The organism is Cryomorphaceae bacterium, assembly GCA_017798125.1.
In the GTDB taxonomy this organism is placed as follows: Bacteria; Bacteroidota; Bacteroidia; order Flavobacteriales; family ECT2AJA-044; genus ECT2AJA-044.
Map to the genome: position 1 here is coordinate 1,475,786 of CP059070.1, position 12,951 is coordinate 1,488,736.

Annotated in this window: 12 protein-coding genes; 7 read left to right on the forward strand and 5 right to left on the reverse strand. The window is 50.1% G+C overall.

Going from position 1 to position 12,951, the window contains the following annotated elements:
- The first annotated feature begins 28 nt into the window (after positions 1 to 28).
- Positions 29 to 496: a 23S rRNA (pseudouridine(1915)-N(3))-methyltransferase RlmH gene (gene rlmH / locus HZ996_06260; GenBank protein ID QTN38768.1), complete on the forward strand. Its 468-nt coding sequence runs from the start codon at positions 29 to 31 to the stop codon at positions 494 to 496.
- Between the two features lie 70 nt (positions 497 to 566).
- The gene (locus tag HZ996_06265) at positions 567 to 1,145 is read left to right on the forward strand and encodes a non-canonical purine NTP diphosphatase (GenBank protein ID QTN40009.1); all 579 of its coding nucleotides are present in this window, start codon (positions 567 to 569) and stop codon (positions 1,143 to 1,145) included.
- On the opposite strand, the gene HZ996_06270 is transcribed toward HZ996_06265, so the two are convergent.
- A complete protein-coding gene (locus HZ996_06270; protein QTN38769.1) occupies positions 1,142 to 3,622 on the reverse strand; it encodes a T9SS type A sorting domain-containing protein in 2,481 nt (826 codons plus the stop codon). The two genes, HZ996_06265 and HZ996_06270, sit on opposite strands and share 4 nt — an antisense overlap.
- Position 3,623: 1 nt before the next feature.
- Positions 3,624 to 4,613: a D-alanine--D-alanine ligase gene (locus tag HZ996_06275; protein ID QTN38770.1), complete on the reverse strand. Its 990-nt coding sequence runs from the start codon at positions 4,611 to 4,613 to the stop codon at positions 3,624 to 3,626.
- Between the two features lie 74 nt (positions 4,614 to 4,687).
- On the opposite strand from HZ996_06275, the gene HZ996_06280 reads away from it, so the two are divergent.
- The 3 genes from HZ996_06280 to HZ996_06290 are packed head-to-tail and all read left to right on the forward strand — an operon-like array spanning position 4,688 to position 8,347.
- A complete protein-coding gene (locus tag HZ996_06280; GenBank protein ID QTN38771.1) occupies positions 4,688 to 5,524 on the forward strand; it encodes a PASTA domain-containing protein in 837 nt (278 codons plus the stop codon).
- Positions 5,508 to 7,325 carry a T9SS type A sorting domain-containing protein gene (locus tag HZ996_06285; GenBank protein ID QTN38772.1) on the forward strand — a complete coding sequence of 606 codons (1,818 nt, stop codon included), beginning with the start codon at positions 5,508 to 5,510 and terminating at the stop codon, positions 7,323 to 7,325. Before HZ996_06280 ends, HZ996_06285 begins: the two co-directional genes overlap by 17 nt.
- The gene (locus HZ996_06290; GenBank protein ID QTN38773.1) at positions 7,322 to 8,347 is read left to right on the forward strand and encodes an RluA family pseudouridine synthase; all 1,026 of its coding nucleotides are present in this window, start codon (positions 7,322 to 7,324) and stop codon (positions 8,345 to 8,347) included. The genes HZ996_06285 and HZ996_06290 overlap by 4 nt, the downstream gene beginning before the upstream one ends.
- On the opposite strand, the gene mqnE is transcribed toward HZ996_06290, so the two are convergent.
- A complete protein-coding gene (mqnE, locus tag HZ996_06295; protein ID QTN38774.1) occupies positions 8,344 to 9,519 on the reverse strand; it encodes an aminofutalosine synthase MqnE in 1,176 nt (391 codons plus the stop codon). The genes HZ996_06290 and mqnE overlap by 4 nt on opposite strands.
- Before the next feature lie 97 nt (positions 9,520 to 9,616).
- On the opposite strand from mqnE, the gene HZ996_06300 reads away from it, so the two are divergent.
- Positions 9,617 to 10,687 (forward strand): c-type cytochrome, encoded by a 1,071-nt coding sequence (locus tag HZ996_06300; protein ID QTN38775.1) that lies wholly within the window; start codon positions 9,617 to 9,619, stop codon positions 10,685 to 10,687.
- Positions 10,688 to 10,754: 67 nt separating this feature from the next.
- Entirely contained in the window at positions 10,755 to 11,330 is a 576-nt protein-coding gene (locus tag HZ996_06305; protein QTN38776.1) for an LPP20 family lipoprotein, read from the forward strand.
- A gap of 15 nt (positions 11,331 to 11,345) precedes the next feature.
- Here the strand turns inward: HZ996_06305 and HZ996_06310 are convergent, their stop codons facing one another.
- Both HZ996_06310 and HZ996_06315 read right to left on the reverse strand, forming a co-directional pair.
- Entirely contained in the window at positions 11,346 to 12,260 is a 915-nt protein-coding gene (locus HZ996_06310) for an NAD-dependent epimerase/dehydratase family protein (protein QTN38777.1), read from the reverse strand.
- Entirely contained in the window at positions 12,257 to 12,931 is a 675-nt protein-coding gene (locus HZ996_06315) for a phosphoadenylyl-sulfate reductase (protein QTN38778.1), read from the reverse strand. The genes HZ996_06310 and HZ996_06315 overlap by 4 nt, the downstream gene beginning before the upstream one ends.
- Between the last annotated feature and the right edge of the window lie 20 nt (positions 12,932 to 12,951).

Consider the following 12,951-nt stretch of genomic DNA (forward strand, 5'->3'; position numbering starts at 1 on the left):
TGAATGCAAAGTACGGAAGAATTACCGAATGAAATGGGTGCTTTTACAAGTAGGGAAAACCGACGCGGGCTGGCTTCGTGAAGGGGTACAGCAGTACGAAAAACGACTGCCGCATTACCTGCCGTTTGAGGTGATTACGATACCCGACGTCAAGCGTGTGCGGGATGAAAAGGACCAGAAGGAGCAGGAGGGACGTGCGATCTTGGACAAGCTGAAACCCGCTGATTTTATGGTGCTGCTCGATGAGCGCGGAAAATCCTGGACCTCTCGTCAGCTGGCGGAATTCGTTCAGCGTAAAATGAACGAAAGCACCAAGCGTCTGGTTTTTGTCATCGGTGGTCCCTACGGATTCTCGCCGGATGTATATCAGCGGGCGAACATGAAACTGTCCTTGAGTGCAATGACCTTTTCCCACCAAATGGTTCGGCTCTTTGCTGTGGAGCAGATGTATCGGGCCATGACCATTTTAAGAAATGAACCCTACCACCATGATTAGAGGATGGTTTAAGAAGAAGGAAACTAAGGGCCCAAAAGTGGCCCTCAAGGCCCCGGGGATTGATGAGCCCATGGAGCTCGTTTTTGCCACAAACAACCTCAATAAGCTCAAAGAAGTGCAGGCCATGGTGCCCCAGCACATAAAGCTGTTATCGCTCAAAGATATCGGATGTGAAGAGGACATTCCCGAAACGCAACCGACCATAGAAGGCAATGCCCTGCAAAAGGCTCGATACATTCAAGAACATTACGGTCGTGATTGCTTTGCGGACGACACCGGATTAGAGGTTACTGCTCTTGACGGGCGTCCGGGAGTGCACAGCGCACGATACGCGGGTCCTGAGCGAGATGATCGCGAGAACATGTTCAAGGTCCTGCACGAGCTGGAAAACGAAGCGGATCGAAGTGCTCGCTTTAAGACCGTAATAGCATTGATTGTGGACGGTCACGAGAAAACCTTTGAGGGATTGGCCAATGGGCACATCACCGAAAAGCCGTCAGGCGATGGAGGATTCGGGTACGATCCTATTTTTGTCTTCAATGGGGATACAAAAACCTTCGCCGAAATCACTCAGGACGAAAAGAACGCCATAAGCCATCGGGCGCGTGCGACGGAAAAACTCGTTCAGTTCCTAAATAAGTTCTACTAGAGCTTGATAATGATTTGTGCTCCTTCCGAGCTCCGCAATACGTACTTACCCGTGGAGAGATCGCTCACGTCCAAGCGGTCAATAGGCGTACTCCATTGACGCAAAACTCGGCCTTGTAGATCCATGAGAACACCATCATCGAGCGCTTGTGAGAATCGGACCTGATCCCGAGTCGGATTCGGGAAAACGGACCAAGTAGCCACCTCTTCCTCGTCCAAACTCACTGCCGGATTCTGAAGGCTTAGATCCCACAACCCGCGCGCATGTGTTCCCCAGCGTACAACGTCTAAAGCGTCGATGTATTCCACACTCCAGCAATTCACGTCAGGCATGCCCATGGCTGTTAGGTCATACCATTGATCATCTCCGCTGACGTAGACAAAAGGTCCTACTTCGGTCGCTGCGAAAAGCAAGGAGTCCGTTGGGTCCCCCGTGATTTCATGAACCAGCGTTGGAGGCAGTCCATTGGTCATGGACGTAAACCCGCTTCCGTGGTTGGTGGATTTATAAATCGCCGGATTACTGTATCCACTTCCGCCGATGTAAACCGTTCCCAATTGATCGGGTGAGGGGTAAATGTACATGCCGTAGAAGTAGTGAGTGCCCGGTGCGTTCTGAATCAGTGTAGAAGTCCAAGTGGATCCCGCATCTGAAGAATGGAAGAATCGGCCATTCTCGGTAAGCACGTACCAGTGGTTGTTGTCAATAGGGCTGTAGGCCATAGCTGTTACGTCTCCAGCACCTCCTTGATTGAAATTGTAGGGCATCTGCGTGGGCGTGATGTCCCCGCTGTGCGTCAATTTGATCATGTGCGATCCACCTCCTCCGTTGAGGTTTCCGGCTAGGTAGGCCACATACCCATCATTTGGGTCGGCCATCAAGGGAGGAAGCCAAAACTGATTGGCGCCATTGAAGTCCCAGCTGACGCTTTGAGCCCATCCATAGGGTGCATCGGTCCAGTGCATGGCAAAGCCAGGATAATTCATCCACACGCTGTAACCTCCGTCGGAACTGACCAGCCAGCCATAATCGCCGGAGATTTCTTGATTGAAGGAAAGCACTCCTCCGTTGTCCTGCATGACGCGCTGATACCCCTGATCCTGTGTGCCGACGTAGATAGCACCGGGTTCAAAGGTTGAGCTGAGGTGATCGTAAATCCGCGAGACATTGAGGTTTTGCAAACCTAAATTGCTCACGGTTAAGCCGTTGTTCGTGGATTGGTATACAGAGGCATCGGTGCAAATCATCAAGACCTCGTTTTGGTTATCGTCCCAGAAGGAAAAGATTCCCGGAATATCCGCGTGTAATTTAGTGGCTTCGAGACCGTAGTACTCCCACCAGTTATTGACTTTGAAAAAGGTCTGCCCTTGGTTCAAAGAGCGCCAGCATTCAACACCTCCGAAGAAAATGTGGTCCTTTTCGTCGACGGAGCACTCGAAACTGTTTCTACGGAACGGACCACCGTTGGTCGGACCTGAGAAAGTCCAGTTTAGACCTTTGTTGTTGCTTCGAAAGATGTCGCCTCCTGCGTAGGCGTAGAGGACATCGGATTCATGTGTGTCCGAAGCATACCCCGTAAGGATCATGTTCCCGCTGGCTCCAGGGATGGTACCTTGGAAGTAACGAGCTGAATCGCCTGTTAATTCGTAAACGGAATCTTGAACCACCAAGAAGGCAGCTTCTTCATATCGGTGGCTCCACAGGTCAATTTCTCCTCCATAGCCAAAAGTGCCGACCGGAAAATTGAACAGGGCGTGAAAACTGGCCCCGTGGTCTGTGCTTCGATAAATACGGTTGACAACCGGGGTTGTCCATTCTGTAGAAAGCAAGTACAGGGTCTTCACTGAGTCGTTGAGCATGACTACGTCTCGAACGCTGCGGTCGTTGCTGGGGAAACCCGTGGCGGTATCCCAAGTTGCTCCCATGTCATCTGTGTAGTAAAACCAGTCTCCACCTACACCAGATAAAAGCCGTTGTCCTCCGTTGTGGTCCACGAGACGCAAAAACAGACCGTTCTCCATTCGGAATTGCTCATTCACCGGTTGCCAGGCAGAGCCATCTTCAGGGCCGCTGTATAGAATGCCTCCAGCAGTCTGAGCATAAAGCAGATCGTTGATGGTGTCCCACTCAACGGTCATAATACGGCCGCTGTTGAAGTCACATCCGCGTTCCTCAAACTGACCGATCACCTTTCCTCCCGCTAAGGAGTCCTGTGCATTTCTAAAGCCAAGTCGTTGTTGACGCTCAAAGCGGTATTGGTGCTCCATGCGCTCGGGATTTACACCAGGAGCGGCCTTTTTCATGCCTGTGAGCCAGTCCTCTTTTTGGCGATGGCGCTCTTCTTCAGAAGTGCTGTCACGAACGATGATCGTCCCTTGCGGGGCGGGTCGTTGGGGGTCGAAGGATGGTTGGTCCAGCCAAGTGGCGAACACGGGCACGAGTAGCAAGCCCGCAAACCATACGATCGATTTCTTCATATCAACTGGGGTCGTTTAGAATTCGTTTTAACTGATCTCCGAAGAACGTACGTAAATCAAGTCCAAATTGTTGAGCCTGTTGCGGCACAATACTCGCTTCACTCAAGCCCGGAACAGAGTTGACTTCGATGAGGTGGGGCACATCATTCCGTACGATATAATCCATCCGGCACACACCTTTGAGACGCAGGAGTTGGTATATGCGTTGGCTGGTTTCTTGAATGTCTTTTTGCGCCTGCGGCGCGATGTCCGCCGGCGTCACTTCTCGACTTTCGCCTTTGTATTTGGCTTCGTAGTCGAAAAATTCATTGTCACTGACGATTTCCGTTACCGGCAATGCCGTCACCTCGGACCGATGCTCAAAGACCCCGCAGGTCAATTCACGGCCGTCCAAGAATTCTTCGACAATGACCAAATCGTCAAATTCTAGAGCAAACGCAACCGCGTCCTCGAGTTCATCGGCGGCTTTGACCTTGCTCACGCCATAGCTCGATCCCGCCTTACTGGGCTTTACGAATACTGGAAGTCCCAATTCGGCGATAAGTCCTTCAGGGTCAATTGAATCGCCGGCACCTAATAAGACAGATCGTCCCACCTTGATGCCGTACTGGCGCAAAAGCTGATTGCAGACTCCTTTTTCAAAGGTCAGGGCCGCTTCAAAAGACCCACAGGTGTTGTAGGGGATGCCCAGCAGGTCAAAATAGGCCGTGAGCTTTCCGTCCTCTCCGGGCGTACCGTGGATGGCGTTGAATACGGCGTCAAATTTTATCGTGCCGTCAGGCACAGAAACAGAGAAATCTCCGCGATTCACTGGAGTGCGGGTTCCGTCTGGAGCAACATGACTCCACCCTTCCAGTGCAATGTCAATCAGATGCACCTCGAATTCATCTGGATTGAGGTGTGCCATCACAACTGATGCACTTTTTAAAGAAATTTCGCGTTCGCTGGAGTAGCCACCGGCAACTACAGCAATGACGGACTTCGCAATCATAGGGCCTTAAAGGTACTGCACATTTTGAAACGGAGCCAGAGGCAAAATCTTATCTTTGCGCCGACTTTAGGGGTATGGGAGACATCATCGAATTCTTAAGGAGCAAGTTGTTCTGGCGCAACGTCATCGTCTACGGGATTATTCTCGTGGTCGGATTCTTCGGCCTAACCTGGTGGCTCAGCAGCTACACCCAGCATGGAGAAACGGTCCTGGTCCCTGATTTGAGAAGCTATACCCTGACGGAAGCAGGTTTGGAACTTGAGCCTATTGACTTGGGGTATGCGGTGATTGACTCCGCAGAATTTAACCCTGAATATCCACGCGGAGCAGTCGTTGGACAGATTCCTGGGCCGGGTAATGCGGTGAAGCGGGGAAGAACGATTTTCTTTACCGTCAATCCGCGAAATGTTCAAAAAGTCATTCTTCCGAACTTGATCGACCGGTCCAAACGGCAGGCTATTTCATACCTCGAGACCTATGGTTTTCAAGTAGGTGAGTTGACTTTTGTGCCCGATATGGCGCGCGATGTCGTCGTCGGAGTGGAGTACAACGGTGAAGAGGTCGAGGCGGGAGATCCGCTACCTAAGAGAGCCGTCATCGATTTGATCCTGGGAAATGGACTGAGCGATGAAAAAATTTCTGTTCCCTGGACCCCTGGTTTGACCTTAGAAGAGGCGGAAGACCGATTGAAGGAATTGAGCTTGAATGTAGGAGCGCTTAGTTATGACGAGACCGTCGAAGATTCTTCTGCTGCTCGTGTTTATCGTCAGTACCCTGACCCGAACCCCCGTCCAGTGATTCGATTGGGAATGTCGGTTGATCTCTGGCTTACTGAGGACAGTACGAAAATCCCATTGGATACGTTATTCATCACAGAACCCGATACGCTTCAGAATGAATTGGTGCAGTAAGGCCCTCGCGGCGATGATGATTTTGGCTCTTCCGAGCGCATACGCTCAGGAGCTTTTAGCGCCGCTGGCGACCAATCCGGTAATCGAGGCTTATGCCGAGCGTGTTGGAAGTATGTCGGCCCGATCGACGGCGGCTTCGGACACCTTGTCTTTGCCCTTTTACGACGATTTTAGTGATCCCCTTCCCGTACCTAGTCAAAACCGCTGGTTGGATTTTTACACCTATGTGAATCTAGATATGCCTTTGGCTCCTCCGAGCTTTGGGGTGGCCACTTTTGATGGTCTCAATCAATACGGACAGGCGTACAACATTGCGAATGCTTCATCTTATGGGGTGGCGGACTACTTGACTTCTGCACCTTTGGACTTGAATTACTTGCCCGGCGATTCGGTCTACCTGAGCTTTTACTACCAAATGACCGGTTTGGGTAATCCTCCTGAGGAAGAGGATTCCTTGGTTTTGGAGTTCAATTCGCCGGTAGATACCCTGGAGTGGATTCACATCTGGTCTACACCAGGTGATTTGGCGGATACCACCTTCCGCTCGGTTTACATTCCCATTACCGACACGCTCTGGCTGCAGCGTGGATTTCAGTTCCGCTTCAAGAACTACGCAACGTTGAGTGGGAACTTGGACCATTGGCATGTAGACTACGTGATTGTCAACGATGGTCGTTCGCGTTTGGATACCGCCATCGACGATATTTGTATCTCGGAACGGCCACCCTCCATTTTGAAGGATTATTACTCCGTTCCATGGCCTCATTTCAGTTCGCTAAACGATCCGTATAAGGACAATAATGTGGTGTACTTCTGGAACCGTGCATCGGGGATTCGAAATGTGAATTTCGGTTACCGCTTGTACCAAGATGATCAGAACGTCTTCAATTCTAATGTCCTCTTTAAGAACTCGAATCCGTTCGCGTATGATTCGGTCAATTACATCTACTTGACCAATCTGGAAGACAACATCACTACGAACAATAACGACAGTTCAGAAGTCGTCCTGAAGTACTTCATTCAGTCCGTACCCGACGTGCGTCCGGAGAATGATACGCTGACCTTCCGACAAAACTTTTACAACTACTACGCCTACGATGATGGAACGGCGGAACGGGGTTATGCCCTAAACGATTTGAGCGCCAAGATGGCGTATTACATCGATCCCTTGGTCTCCGATTCACTGCGTGGTTTATTGCTTTACTTCCCACCGACCTTGGTGGATGCGACAGAGAACGAGTTCCGCATCGGCATTTGGACCATTGATACCCAAACGGGTGGGCCTTCTACGCTTTTGTATAAAACCGATAGCGTGTACGAGCCGCGTTACACTGGAACGAATTACTACGCGCGCTACTTGCTGGATGTACCTCAATGGATTGATCAGCCGGTGTACATCGGAATTGAGCAGGTGTTGAGCAACGAGATGTACGTGGGCTTTGACCGCAATCACGATAACTCCGATAAGATGTACTACTTCGTGTCGGGGATTTGGCTCCCGAGCGAATTGAAAGGCTCGCTGATGATGCGCCCCATGTTCGGAAAGACGGTGAGTAGCGATTTGAGCTTGAACGAATCGGACCGTGAGGCATTCCAAGTGTTCCCGAACCCTGCGTTGGAGGTGATCCGATGGAAAGGGGAAGAAGAAGGCGCATGGCGCATTGTGGATATTCAGGGAAGAGAGGTCGCATCGGGCCGAGGAACGACGGCCCCCATCCGACATCTAGCGCCCGGAACCTATATTCTTTTCACCGATGGCGATCGACCGAGACATGCGCGCTTTATCAAGGCTGGACTATGAGCGATCAGGAATTAGAGGAGAATGAAGAGCTCTATGAGCACCATCGATTTGTCGCTGAGCCGGGCCAAAAACCGCTTCGGGTAGACAAATTCCTCAACAACTTCATCGAAAATATTTCGCGGAACAAGATTCAAACGGCAGCAGAGGCCGGGAATATTCACGTGAACGGAATCGCCGTTAAATCCAACTACAAAGTAAAGCCTGGCGATGTCGTTCAGGTTGTGATGAGTACACCCCCTCGGGAGATTGAACTGATTCCTGAGGATATTCCTCTGGACATTGTCTATGAGGACGAGGATTTGGTGGTGCTCAATAAAAATGCAGGTTTGGTGGTGCATCCCGGCCATGGAAATTACACCGGGACCCTGGTCAATGCGCTCATCTATCACTTTGAAAATCTACCCGTCCGAAATGAATCGGACCGCCCGGGACTCGTCCACCGCTTGGACAAGCTGACCTCTGGGCTTATGGTCGTTGCCAAGAACGAGCATGCGATGGCTCATTTGAGCAAGCAATTCTTTGACCGGACTATTGAACGACGCTATTTGGCCTTGGTTTGGGGTGACTTTAAGGAGGAATCCGGGACCATTATCGGGAACATAGGTCGCAGCTTGAAGAATCGAAAGGTTCAGACCGTTTTCCCAGACGGCGAGCTAGGCAAGCACGCAGTGACGCATTGGGAAATTGTGGAGCGGCTCGGATATGTGACCCTCATTCGCTGTAAACTGGAAACGGGTCGCACCCATCAGATTCGTGTTCACCTTTCACACGAAGGACATCCGCTCTTTGGAGACTTTGAATACGGTGGTGACAAGATCTTAAAGGGGACTACTTTTACCAAGTACAAGCAGTTCGTTCAGAATTGCTTCAAGATTCTACCGCGTCAGGCTCTTCACGCCAAAACACTGGCCTTTGAGCATCCACGAACAGGGGAGTGGCTTTCTTTTGAAAGTGAATTGGCCGACGACCTAACTGAGGTTATTGAGAAGTGGCGTAACTACGCCAAGCACTCCAAAGATTAATTGGACAAGGCTTGCTCGCGCAAGTCCTCAACGTCATATTCCAAGTAGTCCTTAATGTGGTTGTACACCGTATCGCGTTCGATCGGGTGACGACCTGCATCCTTGATTAGGCTCACCAGCTGGCCGGTAGTCATGGCCGGAGTTTGCTCTTCAGCACCCGCCATAGAGTATATTTTGGTGCTGTCATCAATAGTTCCATCGATGTCGTTGACACCAAAACCGAGTGTGAGCTGAGCGGTCTTACGGCCGATCATAGGCCAATAGGCCTTAACATGAGGGAAGTTATCCATATAGATGCGCCCAACCGCATACATCTTGAGGTCTTCAATCATGGTTACCTCAGGAACATCGCTCATCTGATTGTCTCCGTTGCGGAATTTGAGCGGAATAAAGGTGTTAAATCCACCGGTGCGATCCTGCAATTCCCTCAGGCGGTTCATGTGGTCTACCCGATGCTCGAACTTTTCGATGTGTCCGTAGAGTAGGGTGGCATTGGAGGGCATGCCCAACTTATGCGCGGTTTCGTGGATCTCCAACCACTGAGCGCTGCTGCACTTGTCCGCACATATGATGTTGCGAATTTCTTCGTCAAAAATCTCTGCTCCTCCTCCTGGAAGGCTATCTTGTCCGTGCTCCTTCAAAATGCGCAGGCCTTCTTCATAGCTGACCTTGGCCTTCCGGCACATGTATTCCAATTCCACAGCGGTAAAGGCCTTGACATGGATATCGGGCCGAATTTCCTTCACTTTTTGGATGAGGGAAGCGAAGTAGTGCAGACCCATTTTTGGATGTACCCCTCCAACGATGTGCACCTCGGTGATGGGCTGACCATCGTAGGAGCGCACTTTTTCCAGAATTTCTTCTTCGCTCATTTCCCACCCTTCGCTTTTGTGCTTCAGCAAACGGCTATAGGCACAAAACTTACAGTCGAATACGCAGATATTCGTCGGCTCTACGTGGAAATTGCGGTTGAAGTAGGTGTAGTTTCCGTGACGCTCTTCTCGGATGAAGTTCGCCAAGGCGCCCAAATAGCCCAAGTCACCTTTTTCAAATAGGAGTACTCCTTCGTCAAAAGTGATGCGCTCTTTGGCTTTCACTTTTTCGGCGATGGTTTTCAAATCGGAATCTAGCGGGGCCTTGAGAATGGCCTCAATACTTGCGGGCTGTTTCATATCCGTGAAATGTGACCACAAAGGTACGAAGCCTTTGTCGTTTTGAATAAAACAAAGCCAACCCACCTTTCGTTTATTCATTGCGTAAGTTTGTAGTATGAAGAAGTACGTTTTATTCATAGGGCTCTTAAGTCTCGTGACCGCTTGTGGTCCGGATGAGCCGGATAATCCTGGGGAAGGGCCAGAGGAGAATCCGGAATACGTATTTGACGTACCCAATTATTTTCCACCGCTGAATCAACCGGCGGACAATATTGCCACCGTCCGCGGCGTCGAATTAGGGCGCTACCTCTTCTTTGAAACTCAATTGAGTGCGGACAACTCCATGAGTTGCGCGAATTGTCACCTTCAGTCTTCTGGTTTTTCAGATCCGAACGCCACATCCATTGGGATTGATGGGATTGCTGGAACCCGGAACGCCATGGCCATCATCAACTTGGCTTACCGCGTAAATGGACTGTTTTGGGATGGTAGATCTCCAACACTGGAGATTCAGGCCGAGGAACCCGTACCCAATCCGATCGAGATGCATCAAGAGTGGCCGGATGCTTTGGACAAGCTTCGGGCGGATGCTATTTATCCTCCCTTCTTCGAGGACGTATTTGGTGATACGGCCATCACCGTGGATCGGGTGACCAAGGCCATTGCCCAGTTTGAGCGAACCCTTATCAGCGGGAACAGCAAATTTGACAAGTTCTTGCGTGGAGAGGTTCAACTTTCACCAGAAGAAATTCGCGGGTTCGATACCTTCGAGAACGAGACGTCTGACTGTTTTCACTGCCACGGTGCTTATGCCACGGCGTTCCAGTTTACGGATAACGCTTTCCACAACAACGGATTGGACAGTGTTTGGCCACCGGTGGATAAAGGTCGATTTGAAATCACGGCCAATCCTGCCGACATGGGTTTATTCATGACGCCTACCCTGCGTAACATAGAACTCACCGGGCCGTATATGCACGACGGCCGTTTCGAGACATTAGAAGAGGTAATCGAATTTTACAATATGGGAGGGCATCCTTCACCTACCATTGATCCGAATATGAAGGCGGCTGGCGTTGGGCGAAACTGGACTCCACAACAGAAAGCAGATTTGATTGCCTTCTTGAAAACGCTTACTGATCCGGACTTTATCGATAATCCGGACCACAGCAACCCACACGAATAATTGCGTTTCCCTTTTTTTGGCACGACCTTTGGTTTCTTATCAACAGAAACTAAATCATTGTACTGCCATGAAACGTATTGTATCCTATAGCATTATCGGGGCGGTGTTACTAAGCGCCGCTTCATTGACCTCCTGTAAGAGTAAAAAACTTGAAGCGCCTAAAGGCGAAGTAGAAATCGCGGTTCCATGTAGTGGAGAAGATTTCTGGTCAGCCGAGGGAGTTTTCCGAGCGAACGCAGTAGGTGAATCCAAAGATCAGATGGTCTCCAAGAAGAAAGCGATGAGCAATGCTCGTGCGGACTTGGCCAGCTCGATCAACACGACCATCAAAGGAACCATTGACAACTACGTCAACTCCCGCGAATTCAACAACCAAGAAGACGTTGAAGAACGTTTCGAAGGATTGACTCGCGAAGTGATCAACCAAGAGCTCGCTGGTGTTCAGACCATCTGTGAGAAGATGTTCACTACGGAAGATGGTACGTACAAGACTTATATCGCAATTGAAATGACCGGTGAAAGCCTCTTGGCGGCGATGAACGCCACGCTAAGTCAAGACGAGCGCTTGCGTATCGACTACGACTACGAGAAGTTCAAAGAGGAATTCAACAAGGAAATGGATAAGCTTGAAGGAGGCAACTAATCATACCGCTGTTGCTTAAAAAGCAAAAGCCTCCTTAAATTCTGTCAACTCCTGATGGAGCTCCTTTTCAGGCCAGGGTATCGAACGGCTCAGTTTTACGGGCAATTCGATACTCTGGTTTTTCATTTTCATTACGTGCGTCACGTTCATCATTTCCATCTCGGGATATACGGCCTGAATAGCATCGGCAACGTCCAAAATACTCAGGTTGTGCTCTCCTAGATTATACGTTCCAGGCTCAGCATTTCCTTCGGGAAGACGCGCTAGAACGTGCACAGCCTTATCGATGTGAATAAAGCTTCTGTTCTGCTCACCCGAACCATGGATGGTGATCTTACCGTTAAAGTGAGCTTCGAACATAAACCGGTTCACCACGGCGTCGATCCGAAAAGCGGGATTATATCCGTAAATATTGGCAGATCGAATGATGAACAGCTCGGTGTTCTGAAGGCGCTCGACTTGGCGCTCACCCTCAAATTTGCTGATGCCGTAGAAGGAGTTTGGATGAGGTTCATACCCTTCATCGACTTGTTCTGCACCATCGCCGTAGACGGAGGCACTGCTCAAATAAACCAGTCCTTTTACCGGACTTCGTTCAATGCTCTGGGCCAGTTGAGCCGAACCCCAATGGTTAATTTGGTCGTAGAAATGAGATTCTCGGTCAGCGAAAGGCGTGGTCACCTTTGCAGCCAAGTGATATACCCAGTCAACTCCCTCAAGGGCCTTCTCCAGTTTACGACCGTCGAGGATGTCTCCTTGCATGAAGCGCACCTTGCTCTTGTCCATAGGCTCACCGGTAAAGAAGTCGTATCGACGGCTAGACAAGTTGTCGTAGATCACAATTTCCTCGATGTCTTTATTCGTCCGAAGAAGTTCACGAGTGAGCCCGTAGCCCAGATAGCCGGTTCCACCGGTAATTAAGATTTTCATGCTTTCGCGAGATCAGTATGAAGTCCGCATTCACTTTTTTTCATTCCGGCCCATCGCCCCTGACGATCCGTATCGCCGCTCAAATCAAATTTTCGGGTACATGGGGCACAGCCGATGCTCAAGAATCCTTGCTCCTCTAATGGGTGGGTGGGCAGTTGATGCTCCTTTCGGTACTCCCAAATCATTTTGCTGTTCCACTCCAACATGGGATGACAACGCGTGGTGCCGTGCTTACCCGGTTGTTCATAGTCGAAGTTCTTGCGCACAGAACTCTGATCCCGACGAACACCTGAAATCCAAACATCATATTCCCTTAGAACAGGCTCCATCGGGAGGGTCTTGTTCAAGAAACAGCAATGGTCCGGATCGCTGGAAAACAGTAAATGACCGTGTTCGTCCTTTTGCTTTACTTTTTCAATGGGAGAGCTCACAACTTCGATTCGAAGCCCAAGGAGTTCCGCGATTTCATCTCGAAAAGCATAGGTTTCCGGGAAGTGATAGCCCGTGTCCAGAAAGTACACAGGGATGTCCGGCTGCAAAGTCGAAATGAGGTGCAACATGGGGATGCTGTGCGACTGAAAGCTGGAACTGGCAAAGACTCGTTTGCCTTCTTGTTTGTATCGGTCAAGGGTTTTGGCAAACCGATCGACCTCTGGGGTGATAAGATCCATAGCTTATGCAAAGATAGCTA